Origin of the sequence: Kitasatospora sp. NPDC101155, from assembly GCF_044768305.1 — a bacterium.
Lineage (GTDB): Bacteria > Actinomycetota > Actinomycetes > Streptomycetales > Streptomycetaceae > Kitasatospora.
On the sequence record NZ_JBIWPN010000001.1, the window covers coordinates 112,973 to 134,616 of the forward strand.

A 21,644-nucleotide genomic window follows, 5' to 3' on the forward strand; every position below is an offset into this window, starting at 1 on the left:
CGGAACGCCGAACGGATGCACCCGAGCGGTCGGCGTTTCGATCCCCGCCCGGTGCGGGAGACTCCCGCACAACGCTCCAGCCCCGGAGGTCACCATGGGCCCCGACAACCGAACCCCGCCACCGCGCCCGGTCGTCAAGCGCACGGCCCGGGCGATCCTGCTGGAGCTGAACCCGGACGATCCGCACGGCCCGGCCTCGATCGTGCTGATCCGGCGGGTCCGGCCCGGGGCGGCGCACCCGTACTGGATCACCCCCGGCGGCGGGGTCGAGCGCGACGACCGGACGGTCGTCGAGGCGCTGCACCGCGAGGTGGACGAGGAACTCGGCGGCAAGGTCGTGGACGTGGTGCCCGCCTTCGTCGACACCATCAGCCACACCCACCACGACGACGGCACCCTGCTGCACCCGCACGGGGTCAAGGTGCAGCACTTCTTCGTCTGCCGACTGGCCTCGATGGACCTCAGCCGCCGGCACGGGCCCGAGGTGTCGGACCCGAACGGCGAGTACGAGGTGGTCCGGCTGCCGTTCACCCGCGAGGGCGTGACCTCGGTGAACGTCGTCCCGCCCAAGCTGCGGGCGTACCTGGCGGCCAACATCGAGGGCATCCGCGCGCTCCTCGCACCCGACCTGGGGTGATCACCGGGAAGCCAGGTCTCCCACCAGGTCGTGCTGGATCCGCCCGGCCGGCACGCCCGCCCGCAGCAGCGCCTCGACGCCGCGGCGGACCATCGCGGGCGGCCCGCTGAGCACCGCGTCGCGGCCCGCCCAGGAGCCGAACCGGCCCACCACCTCGGGAAGTTCACCGGTCAGCGCGCCCTCGCCCGACCCGGCGCCGGACAGCACCGGCCGCACGGTCAGCCAGGGGTTGCGGGCGGCCAGCTCGCGCAGCCCGTCCAGCGCGTACAAGTCGGCGGTGCGGCGGGCCCCGTAGAACACCTCGACGCTGCGGCCGGACACGCCGTGCTCGGCCGCCTCCTCGACCAGGGCGCGGATCGGCGCGATGCCGGTGCCGCCACCGAGGCAGAGCAGATCGGCGCCGGCGCTGTGGTCGACGGTCATCTCGCCGGCCGCCGGGCCCAGCCGCAGCACGTCCCCGGGCGCGGCCCGGTGCACCAGCGCATTGCTCACCCAGCCCGCCTGGACGGCCTTGACGTGGAAGGTCAGCAGCCCGTCCGGACGGGGCGCGGCGGCGAAGGAGTAGTGCCGCCAGACCCGCGGCCACCAGGGCGTCTCCAGGCTGCAGTACTGGCCGGCCCGGAACGGGTACACCTGGTCCGGGCGGACGGTGACCACCGCGACGTCCCGGGTGCGGCGCTCGTGCCGGACCACCTCGCCCTGCCACCAGGGCGGCGAGGTGCGGGCGGCCTCCTCGGCGGCCTCGATCATGATGGTGGAGATCAGCCGGTAGGCCCGGCGCCAGGCCAGCTCGGTGTCGGCGTCCCAGCGGCCACCCGCGTACCTGGCCAGCGCCTGCACCAGGCACTCCCCCACCGGGGCGTAGTGGCCGGTCAGGGTGCCGTAGCGGCGATGACCGCGGCCGAGCGCGCTCAGCCCGGCGCGCAGCGCCGCCGGGTCCTCGGCGCCGCGGGCGGCGGACAGCAGGGCACGGAACAGCCGGTCGCGCTGGACGTCCATGGCGGCCGGGAAGAGCGAGCGGACCTCGGGGTGGTTCAGGAAGAGCAGCGCGTAGAAGTGCGCGGTGGCCCGGTCGGCGACCGGCTCGACCACCGCGAGGCTGGCCCGGATCAGCTCGATGTCCCGTGCGGTCAGGGGAAGCTCGGCGGCGGGGCTGCTCTGCGTGGCGCCGATCTGTGCCGGGCCGACCTGTGCGGCGCCGATCTGTGCGGCGCCGATCTGCCCGGAGGGGAACTCGGCCGGGAGGTGCCGGGCGGATGGCTGCGCGGCCCAGGCCTCGCTCCAACTGTCGCCGGGTCCAGTCCAGTTGAGGCTGGGAGCATCGGCGAACAGGGGCTGGAAGGCGAAGGCGGTGCCGGTGGTCGAGGGCGGCTCGGGGTAGCTCGGCGCGGGGACGGTCGGCGGCTGGGCGGGCGGGTCCGGGATCACCGAATGGGCGGGGCTCATGACGGGCGCAGGGCTCATGACGGGCGCGGCTCCGAGCGCGGGCGGCTCCGTGAGGTCCGTCACCGGCGGCAGGACGGCCGTCGGCGCGTCCGCCGCGACCAGCGGGGGGAGGTCCGGCGGGTCCAGCGGCATCGGTGGCAGGACGGACTGCGCCTCGATCGGGGCCTGCGCCACCGCCGGGTCGGGCGGCAGCTCCGGCAGGCCCGGGACGGAGGCGGCCCCCGCCGAGCCGTGCCCGGTGCGGATCAGGAGTGTTCTGCGGGACTTCACCGCTACGTTTCGAGTACCCAAGAGAATCGTTTCGCCTCCGGCCGGCCTGCGCCACCACCTGGCTTGTCTCTGCTGACGCCTAGGCAGCGTGGCACGCCCGAACTGCTCATCCGACGAATCACGCGAAGCCCGGACACCCGGCCCGGGAACGCGCTACTCTCGCTCGATCGGCGGTCGCCCTGAGTGCCGAGCAGCACACCCAGGGCGACCTCGCCCTGATCAGGCCCCCGCCCTGATCAGAGCCTTCTGCTCACAACCGCCTGCTCACAGCCACCCGCTCACAGCTGCCGCAGCAGCATCCCCGGCTGTTCGACGCAGTCCGCGACGAAGCGCAGGAACCCACCGGCCGTCCCGCCGTCGCAGACCCGGTGGTCGAAGGTGAACGACAGCTGCGTCACGTCGCGCACCGCCAACTCCCCGCCGTACACCCAGGGTTTGGCCACGATCCGGCCGACCCCGAGCATCGCCGCCTCGGGGTGGTTGAGGATCGGGGTGGAGCCGTCCACGCCGAACACCCCGTAGTTGTTCAACGTGAAGGTGCCGCCGGTAAGTTCGGCCGGGGTGAGCGAGCCCTTGCGGGCCGACTCGGTCAACCGGCCCAGCTCCTCGCCGAGTTGCTCGGTGCTGCGGGCGTGCGCGTCCCGCACCACCGGGACAACCAGGCCGCGTTCGCCCTGCGCGGCGAAGCCCAGGTGCACCGCCGAATGCCGGATGATGCCCGAACCATCCCCGGTCACACTGGAGTTGAGCTCGGGGAAGCGCGCCAGCGCGACCGTGCAGATCCGGGCCAGCAGCGCCAGCACGCTCACCTTCGGGCCCGGCGTCGCATTCAACTGCCGCCGCAGCGCCATCAGTTCGGTGGCGTCGACGTCCACCCAGCAGGTCGCGGCGGGAATCTCCCGGTGGCTGCGGCTGAGCTTCTCGGCCACCGCCTTGCGCAGTCCGCGCAGCGGGACGACACCCTCCTGAACCACCGGAGCGACGGCGGGCGCGGCGACCACCGGAGCCGCCACCTTGGCCGCGACCGCCCGTTCGACGTCCGCCCGCATGATCAGCCCGTCCGGCCCGCTCCCGGCGAGCGCGGCCAGATCGACCCCCTGCTCCCGGGCCAGCCGCCGCACCAGCGGCGAGATCACCGGCACCACGACCGGAGCGGCCGGAGCGGAGGGCGCGGCGGGCGCGGCGGGCGTGGCGGGCGTGGCAGGAGCCGGAGCAGCGGCGACCGCAACCGGCGCGGCAGCAGCCGGAGCCGGAGCCCCGACCCGGCGCCGCCGCCCGCCCTTGCTCTCGACGACCCCGTACCCCACCAACGGCCGCTCGACCTCAGCGGCGAGCGCGGCGGCCGGCGCCCCGGGAACAGCCCCCTCCGTCGGCGCCCCCGCGACCGCGACCGTCACCAGCGGCGCGCCCACGGCGATCTCCTCGCCGAGCTCGCCGTACCGCGCGGTGACCACCCCGCCGTACGGGCAGGGCACCTCCACCACGGCCTTGGCCGTCTCGACCTCCACCACCGGCTGGTCGACCGCGATCACCTCGCCGACCTCGACCATCCAGCGGACCACCTCCGCCCCGGTGAGTCCCTCACCGAGGTCGGGCAGCCTGAACTCCCGTACGACGGGCATCATCCTCAGTCCTCCCACTGCAGCCGGGCGACCGCGTCCAGGATCCGGTCCACCCCGGGGAGGTGGTGGTGCTCCAGCATCGGCGGCGGGTACGGGATGTCGAAGCCGGTGACCCGCACCACGGGCGCGGCCAGGTGGTGGAAGCAGCGCTCGGTGACCCGCGCGGCGATCTCCGCGCCGGTGCCGCCGAAGCCGCTCGCCTCGTGCACCACCACGGCCCGGCCGATCGAGCGCACCACCCGGGTGACCGTCTCGTCGTCGAAGGGCACCAGGGTGCGCAGGTCCAGCACCGCGAGGTCCCAGCCCTCGGCCTTCGCCGCCTCGGCCGCCTCCAGGCAGACCGGCAGCGAGGGGCCGTAGGTGATCAGTACGGCGGAGGTGCCGGTGCGCCGCAGCACGGCCCGGCCGATCGGCTCGACCGACGCGGCCGGGTCGAACTCGGCCTTGCCCCAGTAGAGCCGCTTGGGCTCCAGGAACACCACCGGGTCGTCGGAGGCGATCGAGGCGCGCAGCAGCCCGTACGCGTCCGCCACCGTCCCCGGGGTGACCACGTGCAGGCCCGGGGTGCTGGTGTAGTAGGCCTCGGAGGCGTCGCTGTGGTGCTCGACGCCGCCGATGCCGCCGCCGTAGGGGATGCGCACGGTGATCGGCAGCGGGAGCTTGCCCGCCGTGCGGTTGCGCATCTTGGCGACGTGCGAGAACAGCTGTTCCAGCGCCGGGTAGGCGAAGGCGTCGAACTGCATCTCGACCACCGGGCGCAGCCCGTACATCGCCATGCCGATCGCGGTGCCGAGGATGCCGGCCTCGGCCAGCGGGGTGTCCAGGCAGCGCTCGGGGCCGAACTCGGCGGTGAGCCCGTCGGTGATCCGGAAGACGCCGCCGAGCCGGCCGACGTCCTCGCCGAGCACGTGCACCGTCGGGTCCTCGCGCATGGCGTCCCGCAGGGCGGAGTTGAGCGCCTGCGCCATCGACGCGGTGCGTACACCGGAGGGGTGCCGCGCAGCGGCTCGGCCAAGGGTGGGGGTGGGCGACGGGTGGGAAGACATCAGTGCTGCACCTCGGCCTCGGCGGCCAGCTCGGCGGACAACTGGGCGGCCTGCTCCCGCAGTTGCGGGGTGAGCTCGGCGTAGACGTGGGCGAACAGCGCCATCGGGTCGAGCTCCGGGTCGGCGTGGAACTCGGCCCGCATCCGGGCCGCCAGCGCCTCCGCCTCGTCCGTCGCCTCCTGCACCAACCGGTCGTCCAGCACGTCGAGTTCACGCAGCGCGCGCTCCATCAGCAGGATCGGGTCGTGCTCCCGCCAGGCGGCCACCTCGGGCTCGGTGCGGTAGCGGGTGGCGTCGTCGGCGTTGGTGTGGGCCTCGATCCGGTAGGTCAGCGCCTCGATCAGGGTCGGGCCCTCGCCGCCGCGGGCCCGCTCGACCGCCTCGCCGAGCACGGAGTGCAGCGCGGGAGCGTCGTTGCCGTCGACCAGCCGGCCGGGCATGCCGTAGCCGACGGCCTTGTGGGCCAGGCTGGGCGCGGCGGACTGGGCGCTGAGCGGGACGGAGATGGCGTAGCCGTTGTTCTGCACCAGGAAGACCACCGGGGCCCGGAGCACGGCCGCGAAGTTCAGCGCCTCGTGGAAGTCGCCCTCGCTGGTGCCGCCGTCGCCGAGCATGGCCAGCGCGACCACCGGCTCGCCACGCAGCCGGGCGGCGTGCGCCAGTCCGACGGCGTGCGGCGCCTGGGTGCCGAGCGGGGTGCAGAGCGGGGCGGTGCGGCTGGCGCGCGGGTCGTAGCCGGTGTGGGCGTTGCCGCGCAGCAGGGTCAGCGCCTCCAGCGGGTCGACGCCCCGGGAGACCACGGCGAGGGTGTCGCGGTAGCTGGGGAAGAGCCAGTCGTGCTCGCCGAGCACCAGCGCGGCGGCGACCTGGCAGGCCTCCTGGCCGGTGGAGGCGGGGTAGACGGCGAGGCGGCCCTGCTTGGTGAGGGTGGTGGCCTGCTGGTTGTAGCGGCGGCCGACCACCAGTCGGCGGTAGAGCTCGCGCAGCAGCGCCGGGTCGTACTTCTCCAGCTCGGGGGTGCCGAGCACCCGGACGGGGGAGACGTCCGGGAGGAGCGGGGCCGGATCGGTGCGCGGGGCGGTGGCCCCGGGCAGCCAGCCGGGCACCGCGGTGTGGTGTCTGTGGTCGAGAACGGTCATCTCGGGGCACCTCCTGGGGTGGCGGGGGCTCCCTACCGATTGTTCGGTCGTCTGTTCATCTTGACCAGAACCGTGACAAGGTGGTGGACATTCGGCCTGTGCGGGGGTCGACTGGTGGCAGTGCGTCCAATCGGTGAGGGTGGGGGGTCATGTCGGCTGAACAGATGTCCAGACTCGACCGGGTCGACCGGTCGATCCTGCGGCTGCTGCAGCAGGACGGTCGCGCCTCGATCCGCTCGGTGGCCGAGCGGGTCCACGTGTCCCGGGCCAATGCGTACGCCCGGATCTCCAGGATGGTCGAGGACGGCATCATCCGCGGCTTCACTGCCAGGGTGGACCACGAACGGGCCGGTCAGGGCGCGTCCGCGTACATCACCCTGAAGATCGTCCAGAACTCCTGGCGCACCGTGCGCGAGCAGCTGCTGGAGCTGCCCGGGGTCGCCCACATCGCCCTGGTCGGCGGGGACTTCGACGTGCTGCTGCTGGTGCACACCGCCGACAACCACGCCCTGCGGGAGCTGGTGCTCAACCGGATCCAGTCCATCCCACAGGTGCTTGGCACGCGAACCATGCTGGTGTTCGAGGAGACCGACCAGGTGCCCCCTGATTAGGCGCCCTTCGCCTCCGGGGCGCTCCGGCCCGGTGCCGACGGTCGTCGCTCCGGCGCTCGTGCCTCGCTTGTCGCTCCTCCCTTTCGGCACCGGCGCGCCCCTTCGGCTCAGGGCGCGCCGACCGTCAGGGCGCGCCGACCGTCAGGGCGCGTGAACCGTCAGGCGCGGGCCCGCAGCCCGTCGAAGGCCAGGTGCACCACCGCGTCCGCGACCCCGTCGGCCGCCTTCAGCCCCGGCCGGTACCACTCCACGATCGAGTTGATCATCCCGAACAGCAGCCGGGTGGCCAGCCGCGGCTCCACGTCCGCGCGCAGCGCGCCGTCCGCGACCGCCGCCCGCAGCAGCTCGGCGACCTGGTGGTCGAAGTCCCGCCGGCGCTCCAGCGCCCACAGCTCGGTGGCCGTGTTGCCGCGCACCCGCAGCAGCAGCGTCACGTACGGCAGCTCCGCCAGCAGCACCTCGGCGGTGCGCCGCACCACGTGCTCCAGCCGCTCCACCGCCGGCCCCTGCACCGCGGCCGGCTCGGCCAGGATCGCGAACAGCCCGTCCAGCGCCCGCCCCACGGCCAGCCGCAGCAACTCCTCCTTGCCGCGGACGTGGTGGTAGATGGAGGACTTGGAGATCCCGGCCGCCCGGGACAGGTCCTCCATCGAGGTGCCGTCGTAACCGCGCTCGTTGAACACGTCGACGGTCACCGCGAGCAGTGACTCGACGGTGTAGGCAGTGCGCGTGGTGTGATCGGCCATCCTCCGAGTATCCCCGGCCGCCCCGGACCCCACGCGATCGGGTCGGCCGGTCCGTTCCGGGCCGCTCGGTCCATGCCCGGCCCGGTACGGACCGCCTAGACTTCGGCGGACGATCGTCCACGTCCAGCAGGCTGGGGTCCACCGCTGATGAACGCAATACCGGCAGTCTCCTCCGACGTGCCCGAGCAGCGCAGCGAGGAGCCGGAGAGCGTCCCGGACACCTGGCAGGAGCGCGCCCGCGCGCTGGTGGTCCGCTTCGGCCCGGCCGTGTGGTGCTACGCGGTGCTCAAGCTGATCGGCTTCACCGTGTTCATGAAGCTGCTCTCCTTCGCCGGGGACTACGCCAAGAAGCCGGCCCGGTTCGGCGGCGGCGCCAACACCTGGGACGTGCTGGCCAGCTGGGACGGCTGGTGGTACCAGCAGGTCGCGCAGTTCGGCTACCACCCGGCGCTGATCCCGGTCCCGGGCGGGCAGCCCGGCTTCACCATCGAGCAGAACTCGGCCGCCTTCTTCCCGCTCTACCCGGGCCTGATGCGGCTGACCTCGGACGTCACCGGGCTCGGCCTGTACGGCGCCGGGATGCTGGTCTCGATCCTGGCCTCGCTGTTCGCCGCCGCCGGGATCTACGCCGTGGTGGACAGGATGTCCGGCCCCCGGGCGGGCGTGATCGCCGCCGGGATCTGGGCGATCGCCCCGGGCTCGGGCGCCGAGTGGGCGGTCTACTCGGACTCCCTGTTCGTCGCGCTGGCCTCCTGGGCCTGCTACTTCGTGATGACCAAGCAGTGGGTCACGGCCGGGGTGATCACCCTGATCGCCGGGCTCAACCGGCCGACCGCGGCGGCGCTGATCGGCGCGGTCGGCCTGGCCGCGCTGGTCGAACTGAACCGGCGGGAGAGCGGCGTGCTGCGCCCGCTGGCGGCGATGCTGCTGGCCCCGGTCGGCCTGCTCGGCTACGTGGCCTGGGTGGGCTGGCGGACCGGCGAATGGGGCGGCTACTTCCGGCTGCAGCACGACTCCTGGCTGCACTACTTCGACTGGGGCCAGGGCACCTGGCACTCGATCCGCGGCGTGCTGCTGGGCCGCGGCGACTACCCCTTCGCCTTCCCGGTGCCGGACCTGTTGGCCACCCTGATCGTGTTCAGCCTGCCGGTGCTGATCGTGCTGCTGATCCGGCTGCGCCCGCCGCTGGTGCTGACCGCCTACACGCTGGCCACGATCGTCTCGGTGCTCGGCAGCCTGGGCATCTTCGGCAACGTCTCACGCTACCTGCTGCCGGCGTTCCCGCTGTTCATCGCGCTCGCGGTGGGGATGCGCAAGCTCAGCTGGCCGGTGCTGGCCGCCGTGCTGGGCACCGGCGCGGTGGCCTCCGGCTGGTACGCCGGGTACGTGCTCTTCGAGCTCGGCGTGCCGTAACCACGACGCGCACGAAGCAGCAGGGGGCGCGTCCGCCGAGGACGCGCCCCCTGCTTTTCTGCCGGAATCCGATCCCTGCACCCTCTTGAGCCGACCGATCGTTCGGTTACTCTGTGACGTGTCCCGTCCTCCCCCTTGAGGAGCGCACAGATGTCCGCAGCGGTCACCCACCCCCTCGTCAGCGAGCTGGTCGAGCGCCACCAGGCCACCCTGGACGCCGCGCTCGCCGCCGCCGCGAAGCGCGACTACTGGTCCCCGTACCCCGAGTTCCCGAAGGCCTACGGCGAGACCGGCCCGGCGGACGGCAAGGCCGCCTTCGACGCCCTGCTCGGCAGGCCCTTCGCCATCGAGGGCCACCCCACCGACGGCGACCAGGTCGGCGGCGAGGCCTCCCCGTACGGCGTCGAGCTGGGCATCACCTACCCGCACGCCGACCCGGACGCGCTGATCGCCGCGATGCGCGCCGCCCAGCCCGGCTGGGCCGCCGCCTCCCCGCTGGCGCGCGCCGCCGTCTGCCTGGAGATCCTGCACCGGATCAACGCCCGCTCGCACGAGTTCGCCCAGGCCGTCATGCACACCACCGGCCAGGCCTACGGCATGGCCTTCCAGGCCGGCGGCCCGCACGCCCAGGACCGCGGCCTGGAGGCCGTCACCTACGCCTACGCCGAGCAGACCCGGCTGCCCGAGCAGGCCGCCTGGACCAAGCCGCAGGGCAAGCGCGAGCCGCTGGTGATGACCAAGGAGTTCACCGTCGTGCCGCGCGGCCTCGCGCTGCTCATCGGCTGCAACACCTTCCCCACCTGGAACGGCTACCCGGGCCTGTTCGCCTCCCTGGCCACCGGCAACCCGGTGCTGGTCAAGCCGCACCCGCGGGCCGTGCTGCCGCTCGCGCTGACCGTCGCGATCGCCCGCGAGGTGCTCACCGAGGCCGGCTTCGACCCCAACCTGGTCTGCCTCGCCGCCGAGCACGAGGGCGGCACCGTCGCCCAGACCCTCGCCGTGCGGCCCGAGATCAAGATGATCGACTACACCGGCTCGACCACCTTCGGCGACTGGCTGGAGGAGCACGCCAAGCAGGCACAGGTCTACACCGAGAAGGCCGGTGTCAACGCGGTGGTGATCGACTCCACCGACGACTACAAGGGCATGCTCGGCAACCTGGCCTTCGCGCTCTCGCTCTACAGCGGCCAGATGTGCACCACCCCGCAGAACCTGCTGATCCCGCGCGGCGGCATCGGCACCGACCAGGGCGACAAGTCCTTCGACCAGGTGGTCTCCGACCTCGCCGCCGCCATCGAGGGCCTGCTCTCCGACGACGCCCGCGCCGCCGCCATCCTCGGCGCCGTGGTCAACCCGGGCGTGCTGCAGCGCTCGGCCGCCGCGGCCGGCGGCGAGTACGGCGAACTCGCCCTCGCCCCGCGCGCGGTGACCTCGCCCGACTTCCCCGGCGCGACCGTCCGCACCCCCGCGCTGATCAAGCTCAACGCCGACAAGCCGGACGACCGCTCGGTGTTCCGCAGCGAATGCTTCGGCCCGGTCTCCTTCGCCGTCGCCGTCGAGTCCACCCCCGCCGCCGTGGAGCTGCTGCGCACCACCGTCCGGGAGAAGGGCGCGATGACCGCCTCCGGCTACACCACCTCGCCCGAGGTGGAGGCCCTGCTGGTCGAGGCCGCGCTGGACGCCGGCGTCTCGCTCTCGCTCAACCTCACCGGCGGCGTCTACCCCAACCAGACCGCCGCCTTCTCCGACCTGCACGGCACCGGCGCCAACCCGGCCGCCAACTCGGCCTACTGCGACGGCGCCTTCGTCGCCAACCGGTTCCGCACGGTGGAGATCCGCCGGCACAGCTGAGCCGACGCACGGGCGGTACCCGGTCCCCCGGTGGTCATCGGCCACCGGGGGACCGGCGGTTCACAGCGATCGTGGGGCCCGGGATGATGGAGGCTGGGAGAACGCCGGAAGCGGCGTCCAACCGCCCTCCGAACACCGGGAGCTGAATACATGACCGTGAAGCCGACGACCGAGACCGACGTCGTCATCGTCGGTGCCGGACCGACCGGACTGCTGCTGGCCGGCGACCTCGCCGCCGCCGGAGTCGGCGTCACCGTCCTGGAGAAGCGCACCGCCGAGTCCAACCTGACCCGCGCCTTCGCCGTACACGCCCGAAGCCTGGAGCTGCTCGACGCCCGGGGACTGGCCGACGAGCTCATCGCCACCGGCCGCCCGCTCGGCTCGCTGCGGATGTTCAACCGGGTCGCGATCGACCTCAGCCCGATGCCCACCCGCTTCCCGTTCGTCCTGATCACCCCGCAGTACAACGTCGAACGGCTGCTCCAGGACCGCGCCGAGAAGGCGGGTGCCACGATCGTGCGCGGCGCCGAGATCACCGGACTGCGCCAGGACGCCGAGGGCGTCACCCTGGAGACCCGCGACGGGCAGGCCCACCGCGCCCGGTACGCGGTCGGCACCGACGGCGTCCGCTCCGCGGTCCGCGACCTGCTGGGCATCCCCTTCCCCGGCGAGGCCGTGGTCGACTCGGTGCTGCTGGCCGACGTCCGGCTGGAGCGCGAGCCCGCCGACGCGATCGCCGTCGGCGCGAACAAGAGCGGCTTCTCCTTCATCGCCCCGTTCGGCGACGGCTGGTACCGGGTCATCGCCTGGGACCGCCACGAGCAGTACACCGACGGCGCCATCCCCACCCCCGAGCAGCTCACCGCGATCGTCCTGGCCACCCAGGGCGAGGACTACGGCCTGCACGACGTGCGGTGGAGCTCCACCTTCCACAGCGACGAGCGCCAGGCCCCCAACTACCGCTCCGGCCGGGTCTTCCTGGCCGGCGACGCCGCCCACTGCCACTCCCCGGCCGGCGGCCAGGGCATGAACACCGGCCTCCAGGACGCCGCCAACCTCTCCTGGAAGCTCGCCGCCGCCCTCCAGGGCCGGGCCACCGACGCGCTGCTGGACACCTACCAGACCGAACGGCACCCGGTCGGCAAGACGGTGCTGCGCACCTCCGGCGCGCTGATCCGGATCGCCCTCGCCGAGTCCGCCCCCACCCGCGCCCTGCGCGGGGCGCTCACCGCGCTCGGCAGTCACCTCGACCTGTTCAGCGAGCGCGGCGCCCGGCTGGTCTCCGGCATCGAGATCTCCTACCCGGCTCCCAAGGGCGCCCACCCGCAGGTCGGAAAGCGCGTCCCCGACCTGCGGCTGACCGCGCTGAGCAAGCCCGAGGAGGGCGCCCCGGCCGGTCCCGAGCGGCTCTACGAGGCGCTGCGCGCCGGGCGGTTCGTGCTGGTCAGCAATGACGAGCTGGCCGCCGCCGAGCCCTGGGCGGGCCGCTTGGTCTCCGCCGCCCCCGCCGACCCGCACGGCAAGCTGGCCGACACCGTCCTGCTGATCCGCCCGGACGGCTACGTCGCCTGGGCCGCCGTCGACCCCGGCCAGGGCGAGCTGAGGAACGCCCTCACCACCTGGCTGGGCGCGGGGGCCGCCGAGGCCTGATCGCCCGTCCGATCCCCCACCTGATCCCCGCGCCCCGACAGGGGCGCGGGGAGCCGCGCGCAGCGGAAGGCGCGGACCCGCACCCGGGCCACGGGCCCCGGACCGCGCGCCACCGCACCCCGCGCAGCGGCCCGCACCCCCCGACCCTTCGTTCGGTCGTCCCTTAACCCCGCGCCTTCACGTAGTGCCGCGCCGCCTTCGCCCGGTTCCCGCAGACCGCCATCCGGCACCACCGCCGGCGGCCGTTCTGCGAGGCGTCGAAGAAATGCAGAATGCACGCCTCGTGTGCGCACTGCTTCACCCGGTGCGCGCCCTGCCCGAGCAGCGTCAGGAAGTCGTCCACCGCCAGCCAGGGCGCCAGCCACTCCGGCCGGTCGGCCTCCACCCGGTCCTCGGCCCCGCCCGGTCCGGCCGTCCGCCGGATCCGCCCGTGCGCCAGCACCGCGTCCAGCCCCTCGCGCGCCCGTAGGCTCAACTCGCCCTGGCCACGGGCCTCCTGGGCGGCCAGCCGGATCGCCTCGCGGGTCTCGCGGATCGCCGCCAGCCCGGCCTCGTCGGCCGCGCAGCGCCCGCTCAGCCCGTTGCTGGAGAGCCAGATCCCGTACTCCTCGACGCCGGTGAGCAGATCGTTGACGGGCGTCCCGGCCCAGCGGGTGTTGAGCAGGTCGAGCGCGAGCGGCTCACCGATCAGCGGTCGGGGGTCCCTCGGGTCCGCCGTCACGTCAGTCATCCCTCTCCCTCGGCTCCGCCCGATTCTACGACCGCGCCCCACACCACGAATTGGTATGGACCGGCGCCGGAATTCCGGCCATTCACTGTATGGAATCACCGGCCCTCCAGGGATCCACAGTTGACTGTTTTTTAGCAACGAATTACTTGACCATGATCCAACCAACGGACTTGTTCTGTCATGTTCTAGCCAGCGTTCTACCCCGGAACGCCCTGGCCCCTTGCCGGCCCCCACAGCCGGCCAGAGGAGGATCCGTTGCGCCCCCGCACCCTTGCCCTTGCCGCGGCGATAGCCGTCCTGCCGCTGACCGCCGTCTCGCTCGGCGTCTCCACCGCGCAGGCCGCCACCGCCCCCCACGCCACCCCGCGCGTCGCCCTGCCGAACACCGTGAACCCCGCGGTGGCCCACTCGGAGAAGAAGGGCGACGTCCCGGCCGAGCAGCAGATCTCGGTGGCCGTCAATCTGAAGCTGCGCAACGCCGACGCCCTGGACCGCTTCCTCACCGCGGTCACCACGCCCGGCTCGCCGCAGTTCGGCAAGTACCTGACGCCCGAGCAGTTCTCCGCCCAGTTCGGCCCGGCCCAGCAGGACGTCGAGAAGGTCAAGGCCTACCTGACCGCTCAGGGCCTGACCGTCGGCGACGTCAGCGCCAACCGCCAGGTGGTCAACGCCCACGGCACCGCCGCGCAGATCTCGCAGGCCTTCGGCACCCACGAGAGCTCCTACGTCGACCCGCAGCTGCAGCGCGCGTTCTTCGCCAACGACGACGCCGCCTCCATCCCCGCCGACCTGGCCTCCGTGGTCCAGGGCGTGAGCGGCCTGGACAACCACGCGGTGCGCAAGACCCACCTGGCCAAGCCCAACGCGGTCACCCCGAGCGCCGCCACCGCCACCCCGAGCGGCATGAGCCCGGCCCAGTACACCGGCGCCTACAACCTGAACAAGACCGGCGCCGACGGCACCGGCACCACGGTCGCCCTCTGGGAGTTCGACGGCTACACGTCCTCGGACCTGACCACCTACGACTCGCAGTTCGGCCTGACCGGCCCGGCCGTCTCCACCGTCTCGGTGGACGGCGCCAACTACGACTCCGCGCCCGGTCAGGGCCAGGGCGAGGTCGAGCTGGACAGCGAGATCGTCCGCGGCGCGGCCCCCAAGGCCACCCAGTTGATCTACGAGGCCCCCAACAACGACCAGGGCGAGATCGACATGGCCAACAAGATCGTGGCCGACAACAAGGCCTCGGTCATCTCGATCTCCTGGGGCTCCTGCGAGCCGGACACCACCGCCGCCTCGATGACCGCGGTCGACAACGCCTTCAAGCAGGCCGCCGCCCAGGGCATCTCGATCTTCTCCGCCTCCGGCGACGACGGCTCGCGCGACTGCACCCGCTCCACCAGCGGCTCGACCGTCAAGGCCGTCGACTTCCCGGCGTCCAGCCCGCACCAGACCGGTGTCGGCGGCACCAACCTCAAGGTCACCAGCAGCAACGCCTACTCCTCGGAGAGCGCCTGGAGCACCGCCGGCGGCGGCGTCTCCACCGTGTTCAGCAAGCCGAGCTGGCAGACCGGCACCGGCGTCAACGGCACCATGCGCACCGTGCCGGACGTCGCCTCCAACGCCGACCCGCAGAGCGGCTTCTCGATCTACACGGCCGGCGCCTGGCAGGTCTACGGCGGCACCAGCGCGGCCGCGCCGCTGTGGTCCGGCTACGCGGCCCAGTTCAACCAGAAGGCCAAGGCCGCCGGCCAGTCGGTCCTCGGCGAGGCCAGCCCCCGCCTGTACTCGGTCGCCAACAGCAGCAACTACGGCAGCACGTTCCACGACGTGACCACCGGCGCCAACCAGGACTTCTCCGCCGGCACCGGCTACGACCAGGTCACCGGCTGGGGCTCCCCGGTCGCCGACGCCCTGACCACCGCCCTGCTCGGCGGCAGCAGCGGCACCACCCCGCCGCCCACCGGCGGCTGCACCGCCGCCCAGCTGATCGGCAACGGCGGCTTCGAGACCGGCACCGCCGCCCCGTGGACCACCTCCTCGGGCGTCATCGACAACAGCACCTCGCAGCCGGCCCACTCGGGCAGCTGGAAGGCCTGGCTGGACGGCTACGGCAGCACCCACACCGACACCCTGTCGCAGACCGTCACGGTCCCGACCGGCTGCGCCTCCGCGACCCTCACCTTCTGGCTGCACATCGACACCGCGGAGACCGGCAGCACCGCGTACGACACGCTGACCCTGCAGGCCAACAACACCACGCTGAAGACCTGGTCCAACGTGAACGCGGCCTCCGGCTACGTGCAGCAGACCCTGGACCTGACCTCCTTCGCCGGCCGGACCGTGACCCTCAAGTTCACCGGCACCGAGGACGGCTCCAACCAGACCAGCTTCGTGATCGACGACGTCGCGCTGAACGTCAAGTGATCACCGGCCGGTAGCTCCACCGAGCACCACCGAGACCCCCGCCGGGGCGGCGCCGACAGGGCCCGCTCCGGCGGTGTCCGTTTCCGTCCCGGTTCGCGCCTTCCGCCCTCCCGGGTTCCGGTCGTGTTTCCGGACTGTTTCAAGATCGATAACCATCTGGTCGACCTGTCGTGACCACTGTCATACGCGCGACTGATGACGTAGCCTCTCGACCGTGCATAGGGTTCCCCAAAGCTCGGTGAAGCCGCTGACGGCGCGCCCCGGCGCCGGCCCGGTGCCACCGAACTCACCTGGTGGGGAGGGTCACCGCATGGCCGCACAGCAGCCTCAGGACGCCGCGCGGCTACGGCTGGTCGGATCGCGTACGGAGCGTACGGAGCGTCCCGACCCGCCCACGCCTGCGGCCCCGGCCACGGCCCCCGTGCCGTCCGCCGGACGCCCCACCCCGGCCGGCGGCTTCGCGGACGCCCTGCACCTGGCCATCGAGGCCAGCGGCCTCAGCCTGGACCGGATCCGCGCGGCGCTCGCCGGGCGCGGCGTCAGGGTCAGTGTGACAACCCTGAGTTACTGGCGCCGCGGGCGCAGCCAGCCCGAGCGGGCCAGCTCGCTGCGCGCCGTCCACCTGCTGGAGGAGCTGCTCGGCCTGCCGCACAGCTCGCTCTCCTCGCTGCTCGGCCCGCCGCGCCCGCGCGGCCGCTGGGCCGCCGCCGCCAGCATCAGCCACCTCGGGCTGGAGGACGTCTGGCCGGGCGAGCAGGAGATCGCCGCGATCTTCGCCGAGCTGGACGCCCCGCCGGCCGGCGAGCTGGAGCGGCTCAGCATCCACGACTCGTACTACGTGGACGCCGAGCGGCGCGCCAACCTGCTCCGGATGCGCCAGGTGGTGCGCGCCACGGTCGGCGGCGTCGGCCGCTGCCTGGTCGTGCACAAGGCCGACGAGGAGGCCACCGGCTGCCCGGAGATCACCTCGGTGCGGCACGGCCGGCTGGGCCGGGTCCGCCGCCGCCCGGAGGTCGGGCTGACCGTCGCCGAGCTGATGCTGGACCGCCCGCTCGGGCTCGGCGACAGCACGGTCTTCGAGTACGAGGTGGAGATCCCGCCGGGCGGCCCGACCATGGAGTACAGCCGCCGCTTCGCCACCCAGGTGCGCGAGTACGTGCTCCAGGTGCACTTCGACCCGGCGACCGTCCCGGTGCACTGCGAGCGCTACGACCGCGAGCCGGGGGCCGACGTCGACCACCGGCGCGAGCAGCTGTGGATCGGCGCCTCGGCGAGCGCCCACGTGCTGGCCCCGGACCAGCAGCCGGGCCACATCGGCATCCGCTGGGAGTGGGCGTAGCCGCCCTCCCGCCCCCAAGCCTCACAGCCACACAGCCCCGTCGGACCGTCAGGTCCGGCGGGGCTGTGGCGTTCCCGCCCCGGAGAACCTAACCCCCTCCCCCCGGAGAACTGGTTGACGCCCCATCATCTAACCCATAGTCTCATGAGTACCGGTTAGGTAGGAGCCTCGCCGGACCGCCCCAGCCACAGGAGTGACCAGGCATGTCCAGCACCACCCTGCTCCGCACCCTGCAGACCGGCCACGTGGGCCTGAACGTCACCGACCTGACCCGCTCGATCGACTTCTACCGCGCTGTCCTCGGCCTCCAGCTCGCCCACGAGGGCACCGACCCCGAGCGCCGCTACGCCCTGCTCGGCCGCGACGGCCGCCTGGTGGTCACCCTCTGGCAGCAGAGCACCGGCGCCTTCTCCACCGCGACCCCCGGCCTGCACCACCTCTCCTTCGAGGTGGAGAGCCTCGACGAGGTCCGCGCCACCGAGCAGCTGCTGCGCGAGCTGGGCGCCGAGTTCGCCTACGACGGCGTCGTCCCGCACGGCGAGGGCTCGGCCTCCGGCGGCATCTTCTTCTCCGACCCGGACGGCATCCGGCTGGAGGTCTACACCCGCACCGGGGTGGACGGGACCGACGCCGAGGCACCCACCACCGACGCCCCGACCTGCGGCTTCTTCTAAGCCGACACCGAGCGCGGACCGCCACCGGTGGGCCACGGGGGAGCCCGCCACCGAGCCGAGGGGAGCACGCCATGACGACCGTCAGCACGCCGTACCACGCCGGCGAGCGGGCCGCCCAGGCCCGGGCCGGCCTGACCGAACGGGCCGACCACGCCGGCCGGTCGATCCGCAGCACCGTCCCGGCGGTCGCCGCCCGCTTCCTCACCGAACGGCGGATGCTGGTGGTCGGCGCCGCCGACCCCGACGGCCGGATCTGGGCCACCCAGCTGGCCGGCCCGGCCGGCTTCCTGCAGACCGCGGACGAGCGGACGATGACGGTCGCCGCCCGCCCGGCCGGGGCCGACCCGCTGGCCGAGGCGCTGGCCCGCCCGGCCCGGGTCGGCACCATCGCCCTGGACCCGGCCGGCCGCCGCCGGATGCGGCTCAACGGCCGCTCGGCGCCGGACGGCCGGGGCGGGCTGACGGTCCACGCCGAGGAGGTGGTCTCCAACTGCCCGAAGTACATCCAGCGCCGCACCCCGCTGGACCGCCCGGGCGCGGGCGCGCCCCGTGCGGTCGCCGCCGGCCCGGTGCTGTCCACGGCGCAGCAGCTGGCCGTGGCCACCGCGGACACCTTCTTCGTCGCCACCGCCGGCCCGGACGGCAGCGTGGACGCCTCGCACCGCGGCGGCTTCCCCGGCTTCCTGGAGGCGGTCGGGCCGGACCGGGTGCGCTGGCCGGAGTACCGGGGAAACAGCATGTTCATGACGCTCGGCAACCTGGAGCTGGACCCTCGGGCCGGCCTGCTGCTGCCCGACTGGGAGACCGGCGGGGCGCTGCTGGTCACCGGCGAGGCCCGAGCCGACTGGTCCGAGCAGGCCCGGGAGTCCGCCCCGGGCGCCGAGCGAATGGTCGAACTGACCGTCACCGGCGTGCTGGAACTCGCCGACGCCACCCCGCTGACCTGGACCGGTCCCGAGTACTCGCCCGCCAACCCGCGCTGAGCCGCCGTCGGGTCCGTACCGGCGCCACCTGCTCCGCCCCGCCCGCTTCGGGACTTCGGTCCCGATGACACGCGGATGCGACCCGGGGAGGCCGCTCCCGTCCCGCCGTCAGGCTCGGACCGGGAAAGGCCCGGACACCTGGCGCGGGCCGTCCTCCTGGCGCCCCTTCCTCAGCGCCTGCCGGACTGCCAGTGGAACAGGCCCATCGCGACGCTGGTCGCCAGGTTGAAGCTGGACACCCCCGGCTGCATCGGCACCGCCACCAGCCGGTCGGCGCGGGCCTTGAGCTCCGCCGAGACGCCGTGCCGCTCGGTGCCGAAGGCGAGCAGCGCGTCGTCCGGGAACGGCAGGTCCCGGATGTCCGCGCCCTCCGGATCCAGCACGTACAGGGGCCCGGCGGGCAGCTCCGGCAGGCTCAGCCGCTCGACGGCGGTCGCGAAGTGCAGCCCGGCGCTGCCGCGCAGCACGGTCGGGTGCCAGGGGTCCAGATCACCGGTGGTCACCACCCCGGTGGCGCCGAACCCGGCCGCCAGCCGGATCACCGCCCCGACGTTGCCCAGGTTGCGCGGGTTCTCCAGCAGCACCACCGGAGCCCTGCGCGGCCGGTGCGCCAGCACCGCCCGGTTGGCCTCGACGGTCGGCCGGACGGCCAGCGCGATCACCCCGGTCGGGTGCAGCCGGGGCGCCAGCGTCCGCAGCCGGGCCTCCGGCAGCTCCACCGCGAGCCCGTCCAACGCCGGGACGACGTCCTCGGCCAGCTCGGCGGCGAGCGCCAGCAGCGCCGACCGGTCGGCCGTCAGCACCCGGCGGACGTCACCACCGAAGCGCAGCGCGTGCTTCAGCGCGTGGAACCCGTCCAACAGCACCGCCCCCGGCTCCCCCTCGGCCGTCCGCCACGCCCGCACCAGCTCCTCGTCCATGCCGCTCATGCTCCCACCCCGCCTACCGCGCCTCCGAACTCCCCCGCAGAGCCCGCTCCAGATCCCGCAGAGCCACCCCCAGCAGCCGCGTCCCCGCCCGCACCACATCCCGCTGCACGCCCGCCGGCACCTCCGCCAGCCGCTCCTCCAACCGCGCCTGCGCCTCCCGCACGGCCCCGAACTCCACCGGTCGCCCCGTCAGCAGCGCCCCCGCCGCCAGCGCCGTCGCCAGCTGCAGCTCCTCCGCGTACTCCGCCACCCCCGGCACCGGATCCGCGTCGGCGGCCGGCAGGTGCGCCTCCAGCAGCACCGCCGCCCGCCCGAGGTGTCCGACCGCCGCCCGGGCCCGGTCGATCTGTCGCCGGCTCACCCCGGGCAGCCCGGACTCGTGCCGCCCCGGTTCGGCGTCGGCCCGCTGCATGGCCTGGATCAGCTCGGAGCGCGCCTCCCGCGAGTCCAGCAGCGCCGACCGCACCACCCGCCCCCGGGGCGCCGCCGGCTGCTCGTAACAGGCGACCACCGCCGCCGCGTACCGCCCGGCCGCCGCCAGCCATTCGGCGAGCCGCTCCCCGAGCCGCGCGGTCTGCCAGGTGGGGAACAGCGCGTACGTCAGCAACGCGACCGACCCGCCGAGCAGGGTCAGCCCGACCCGTTCGAAGGCCGTCGCCAACGGGTCACCCGCCTGCAGCCCGAGCAGGAACACCACGTACGAGGAGATCCCGACCGTGGTCAGCGCGTACCCGGTCCGGAACGCGAGGTACGCCCCGCCGATGCACAGCACCGCGAGCGCGGCCAGCACCCATTCCCCGGGGTGGGCGAGCTGCACCACCAGCGTGGAGGCGGCGACCCCGACGACCGTCCCGGCCAGCCGGGCGACGCCCCGGCTGTACGTCTGGGCGAAGTCCGGCCGCATCACCATCGCGGCGGTCATCGGCGCCCAGTACCCGTGGTGGAACCCGGCCAGCCGGGCCAGCAGGTAGGCGACGGTGACGACCGCGGCCAGCCGTACGGCGTGCTGGAAGATCGCCGAGCGCGGCTGCAGCTGCCGCCGTACGGCCCGCGCCGCGACCGGCAGCATCCGGACGATGGGCGGCTTGTGCAGCGCCCCGCCGGCCCCGACCACGGGGGTGGTGATGGTGTCCTCGTCGCTGCGGTCCAGCGTGTCCGCGGCCTTGCGCAGCAGTCCGCCGAGCCGTCGGGCGGAGCGCCGGGCCGCGCCCCGCAGCCGGACCCCCTCGTCGGGCCGGACGAGGGTGAGGGTGGGCGCCGAGCGGGGGAGCCGGACCGGGTCGCCGGTGCGGATCGCCCGGGCGAGGGCGTCCATCACCTCGGCGGAGGCCGCCAGCACCTCACGGGCCCGGTCGCGCTCCGGTCCTTCCCCTGGAGCGCCCACCTTGGGGTCGGCGAGCGCGGCGAGGGTGGGCCGGATGCGTTCGGCGAGGCCGCGCAGGCCGCGCATTTCGGGTGGCCGGTGGCGGTCCTGCCAGGGGGTCAGGGCGGCGGCGTACCGGGCGGTCATGAACGGCGCCGGGTCCACCTGCGCGGCCGGGTCCTGCCGCAACCGGCGCGCGTAGTCGGCGAGTTCCGCGTAGGTGTCGGCGAGGGCGCCCCGCTGGGCGGTCCAACTCCCGATCGGCCACAGGGTGATGACGACGGCCTGGACGATCCCGCCGAGCGCGGCGACCAGTCCGTGGCCGAGCGCGGTGAACGCGCTGACCGGCAGCTGGACGACGATCAGCATCACCGAGAGGGTGTTGGCCGCGACCACCCCGGCGGTCGGCCCGATCGCCCAGGCGAGCCCTGCGCCGAAGGCCCACACCGCGAGCAGCACCGGGAACAGTCCGGTGACCCCGGCGGCCAGGTAGCCGAGGAAGGTGCTGACGCCGAGCCCGAACCCGGCCGCGACGGCGAGGCTGGCCCGGGGCCGGAAGCTGCGCTGGAAGGTGGCCGAGCCGGCGATGAACGCCCCCATCGCGGCCGAGGTGGCGAGCCGGACCCCGCCGAGTGCCAGGGTCGGGAACAGCACCAGCGCCACGGCGACCGCCCCACGGGCGGCCCGCTTGGGGTCGGTGAGCGCCCGGTCCAGGGTGAGTCCGGTCCGCGCGGTGTCACGAAGGGCAGCGAACCAGGACATAACGACATC

General features: G+C 73.8%; 18 protein-coding genes. 10 read left to right on the top strand and 8 right to left on the bottom strand.

Translation table 11 applies throughout. The annotated features are described in order from the left end of the window. Window positions 1–94: 94 nt before the first annotated feature. Window positions 95–637, top strand: a complete 543-nt coding sequence (locus tag ACIRYZ_RS00620; RefSeq protein WP_402937726.1) for an NUDIX domain-containing protein — start codon at window positions 95–97, stop codon at window positions 635–637. Here ACIRYZ_RS00620 and ACIRYZ_RS00625 read toward each other — a convergent pair whose 3' ends face one another. Then, window positions 638–1,636 carry an FAD-binding oxidoreductase gene (locus ACIRYZ_RS00625; protein ID WP_402938482.1) on the bottom strand — a complete coding sequence of 333 codons (999 nt, stop codon included), beginning with the start codon at window positions 1,634–1,636 and terminating at the stop codon, window positions 638–640. Between ACIRYZ_RS00625 and ACIRYZ_RS00630 the strand changes: the two genes are divergently transcribed. Then, window positions 1,529–2,536, top strand: coding sequence for a pentapeptide repeat-containing protein (locus ACIRYZ_RS00630; RefSeq protein ID WP_402938485.1), 1,008 nt, complete (start codon window positions 1,529–1,531; stop codon window positions 2,534–2,536). The two genes, ACIRYZ_RS00625 and ACIRYZ_RS00630, sit on opposite strands and share 108 nt — an antisense overlap. Window positions 2,537–2,631: 95 nt before the next feature. On the opposite strand, the gene ACIRYZ_RS00635 is transcribed toward ACIRYZ_RS00630, so the two are convergent. The 3 genes from ACIRYZ_RS00635 to pdhA form a co-directional block, all read right to left on the bottom strand. Beyond that, on the bottom strand, window positions 2,632–3,975 hold the full coding sequence (locus ACIRYZ_RS00635; RefSeq protein WP_402938487.1) for a dihydrolipoamide acetyltransferase family protein: 1,344 nt from the start codon (window positions 3,973–3,975) through the stop codon (window positions 2,632–2,634). 5 nt (window positions 3,976–3,980) lie between these two features. After that, the gene (locus ACIRYZ_RS00640) at window positions 3,981–4,943 is read right to left on the bottom strand and encodes an alpha-ketoacid dehydrogenase subunit beta (RefSeq protein ID WP_402938489.1); all 963 of its coding nucleotides are present in this window, start codon (window positions 4,941–4,943) and stop codon (window positions 3,981–3,983) included. Between the two features lie 77 nt (window positions 4,944–5,020). Further along, window positions 5,021–6,160, bottom strand: coding sequence for a pyruvate dehydrogenase (acetyl-transferring) E1 component subunit alpha (gene pdhA / locus ACIRYZ_RS00645; protein WP_402937729.1), 1,140 nt, complete (start codon window positions 6,158–6,160; stop codon window positions 5,021–5,023). 149 nt (window positions 6,161–6,309) lie between these two features. Here pdhA and ACIRYZ_RS00650 point away from each other — a divergent pair, with 149 nt between their 5' ends. Further along, window positions 6,310–6,771 (top strand): Lrp/AsnC family transcriptional regulator, encoded by a 462-nt coding sequence (locus ACIRYZ_RS00650; RefSeq protein WP_030278207.1) that lies wholly within the window; start codon window positions 6,310–6,312, stop codon window positions 6,769–6,771. A 158-nt stretch (window positions 6,772–6,929) separates the two neighbouring features. On the opposite strand, the gene ACIRYZ_RS00655 is transcribed toward ACIRYZ_RS00650, so the two are convergent. Then, the gene (locus ACIRYZ_RS00655) at window positions 6,930–7,517 is read right to left on the bottom strand and encodes a TetR/AcrR family transcriptional regulator (protein ID WP_402937732.1); all 588 of its coding nucleotides are present in this window, start codon (window positions 7,515–7,517) and stop codon (window positions 6,930–6,932) included. A 147-nt stretch (window positions 7,518–7,664) separates the two neighbouring features. Here ACIRYZ_RS00655 and ACIRYZ_RS00660 point away from each other — a divergent pair, with 147 nt between their 5' ends. The 3 genes from ACIRYZ_RS00660 to ACIRYZ_RS00670 all read left to right on the top strand — a co-directional run bounded on the left by ACIRYZ_RS00660 (window position 7,665) and on the right by ACIRYZ_RS00670 (window position 12,431). Beyond that, window positions 7,665–8,930, top strand: a complete 1,266-nt coding sequence (locus tag ACIRYZ_RS00660) for a hypothetical protein (protein WP_402937734.1) — start codon at window positions 7,665–7,667, stop codon at window positions 8,928–8,930. Between the two features lie 150 nt (window positions 8,931–9,080). Continuing rightward, window positions 9,081–10,781: a phenylacetic acid degradation protein PaaN gene (paaN, locus tag ACIRYZ_RS00665; protein WP_402937737.1), complete on the top strand. Its 1,701-nt coding sequence runs from the start codon at window positions 9,081–9,083 to the stop codon at window positions 10,779–10,781. 150 nt (window positions 10,782–10,931) lie between these two features. Next, a complete protein-coding gene (locus ACIRYZ_RS00670) occupies window positions 10,932–12,431 on the top strand; it encodes an FAD-dependent monooxygenase (RefSeq protein WP_402937740.1) in 1,500 nt (499 codons plus the stop codon). A gap of 163 nt (window positions 12,432–12,594) precedes the next feature. On the opposite strand, the gene ACIRYZ_RS00675 is transcribed toward ACIRYZ_RS00670, so the two are convergent. Continuing rightward, the gene (locus ACIRYZ_RS00675; RefSeq protein ID WP_402937743.1) at window positions 12,595–13,161 is read right to left on the bottom strand and encodes a CGNR zinc finger domain-containing protein; all 567 of its coding nucleotides are present in this window, start codon (window positions 13,159–13,161) and stop codon (window positions 12,595–12,597) included. 255 nt (window positions 13,162–13,416) lie between these two features. Here ACIRYZ_RS00675 and ACIRYZ_RS00680 point away from each other — a divergent pair, with 255 nt between their 5' ends. From ACIRYZ_RS00680 to ACIRYZ_RS00695, 4 genes are all read left to right on the top strand, one after another. Further along, window positions 13,417–15,585: a protease pro-enzyme activation domain-containing protein gene (locus ACIRYZ_RS00680; RefSeq protein ID WP_402937745.1), complete on the top strand. Its 2,169-nt coding sequence runs from the start codon at window positions 13,417–13,419 to the stop codon at window positions 15,583–15,585. Window positions 15,586–15,895: 310 nt separating this feature from the next. After that, window positions 15,896–16,924: an XRE family transcriptional regulator gene (locus ACIRYZ_RS00685; RefSeq protein WP_402937748.1), complete on the top strand. Its 1,029-nt coding sequence runs from the start codon at window positions 15,896–15,898 to the stop codon at window positions 16,922–16,924. A 203-nt stretch (window positions 16,925–17,127) separates the two neighbouring features. Beyond that, window positions 17,128–17,598 carry a VOC family protein gene (locus ACIRYZ_RS00690; protein WP_393023766.1) on the top strand — a complete coding sequence of 157 codons (471 nt, stop codon included), beginning with the start codon at window positions 17,128–17,130 and terminating at the stop codon, window positions 17,596–17,598. A gap of 71 nt (window positions 17,599–17,669) precedes the next feature. Then, window positions 17,670–18,581: a pyridoxamine 5'-phosphate oxidase family protein gene (locus tag ACIRYZ_RS00695; protein ID WP_402937751.1), complete on the top strand. Its 912-nt coding sequence runs from the start codon at window positions 17,670–17,672 to the stop codon at window positions 18,579–18,581. A 170-nt stretch (window positions 18,582–18,751) separates the two neighbouring features. Here the strand turns inward: ACIRYZ_RS00695 and ACIRYZ_RS00700 are convergent, their stop codons facing one another. Together ACIRYZ_RS00700 and ACIRYZ_RS00705 are read right to left on the bottom strand one after the other, a co-directional pair. Then, window positions 18,752–19,501 (bottom strand): TrmH family RNA methyltransferase, encoded by a 750-nt coding sequence (locus ACIRYZ_RS00700; RefSeq protein ID WP_393023958.1) that lies wholly within the window; start codon window positions 19,499–19,501, stop codon window positions 18,752–18,754. Window positions 19,502–19,523: 22 nt separating this feature from the next. Continuing rightward, window positions 19,524–21,635, bottom strand: coding sequence for an FUSC family protein (locus ACIRYZ_RS00705; RefSeq protein ID WP_402937754.1), 2,112 nt, complete (start codon window positions 21,633–21,635; stop codon window positions 19,524–19,526). Window positions 21,636–21,644 lie beyond the last annotated feature (9 nt).

Excerpts from the sequence above, each read along its gene's own strand:
- ACIRYZ_RS00650 (WP_030278207.1), top strand. The coding sequence starts at position 6,310 with ATGTCGGCTGAACAGATGTCCAGACTCGACCGGGTCGACCGGTCGATC.
- paaN (WP_402937737.1), top strand. The coding sequence starts at position 9,081 with ATGTCCGCAGCGGTCACCCACCCCCTCGTCAGCGAGCTGGTCGAGCGC.
- ACIRYZ_RS00700 (WP_393023958.1), bottom strand. The coding sequence starts at position 19,501 with ATGGACGAGGAGCTGGTGCGGGCGTGGCGGACGGCCGAGGGGGAGCCG.
- ACIRYZ_RS00655 (WP_402937732.1), bottom strand. The coding sequence starts at position 7,517 with ATGGCCGATCACACCACGCGCACTGCCTACACCGTCGAGTCACTGCTC.
- ACIRYZ_RS00675 (WP_402937743.1), bottom strand. The coding sequence starts at position 13,161 with ATGACTGACGTGACGGCGGACCCGAGGGACCCCCGACCGCTGATCGGT.
- ACIRYZ_RS00660 (WP_402937734.1), top strand. The coding sequence starts at position 7,665 with ATGAACGCAATACCGGCAGTCTCCTCCGACGTGCCCGAGCAGCGCAGC.
- ACIRYZ_RS00630 (WP_402938485.1), top strand. The coding sequence starts at position 1,529 with ATGACCGCGGCCGAGCGCGCTCAGCCCGGCGCGCAGCGCCGCCGGGTC.
- ACIRYZ_RS00625 (WP_402938482.1), bottom strand. The coding sequence starts at position 1,636 with ATGGACGTCCAGCGCGACCGGCTGTTCCGTGCCCTGCTGTCCGCCGCC.
- ACIRYZ_RS00620 (WP_402937726.1), top strand. The coding sequence starts at position 95 with ATGGGCCCCGACAACCGAACCCCGCCACCGCGCCCGGTCGTCAAGCGC.
- ACIRYZ_RS00690 (WP_393023766.1), top strand. The coding sequence starts at position 17,128 with ATGTCCAGCACCACCCTGCTCCGCACCCTGCAGACCGGCCACGTGGGC.
- ACIRYZ_RS00640 (WP_402938489.1), bottom strand. The coding sequence starts at position 4,943 with ATGGCGCAGGCGCTCAACTCCGCCCTGCGGGACGCCATGCGCGAGGAC.
- ACIRYZ_RS00685 (WP_402937748.1), top strand. The coding sequence starts at position 15,896 with ATGGCCGCACAGCAGCCTCAGGACGCCGCGCGGCTACGGCTGGTCGGA.
- pdhA (WP_402937729.1), bottom strand. The coding sequence starts at position 6,160 with ATGACCGTTCTCGACCACAGACACCACACCGCGGTGCCCGGCTGGCTG.
- ACIRYZ_RS00635 (WP_402938487.1), bottom strand. The coding sequence starts at position 3,975 with ATGCCCGTCGTACGGGAGTTCAGGCTGCCCGACCTCGGTGAGGGACTC.
- ACIRYZ_RS00670 (WP_402937740.1), top strand. The coding sequence starts at position 10,932 with ATGACCGTGAAGCCGACGACCGAGACCGACGTCGTCATCGTCGGTGCC.
- ACIRYZ_RS00705 (WP_402937754.1), bottom strand. The coding sequence starts at position 21,635 with ATGTCCTGGTTCGCTGCCCTTCGTGACACCGCGCGGACCGGACTCACC.
- ACIRYZ_RS00695 (WP_402937751.1), top strand. The coding sequence starts at position 17,670 with ATGACGACCGTCAGCACGCCGTACCACGCCGGCGAGCGGGCCGCCCAG.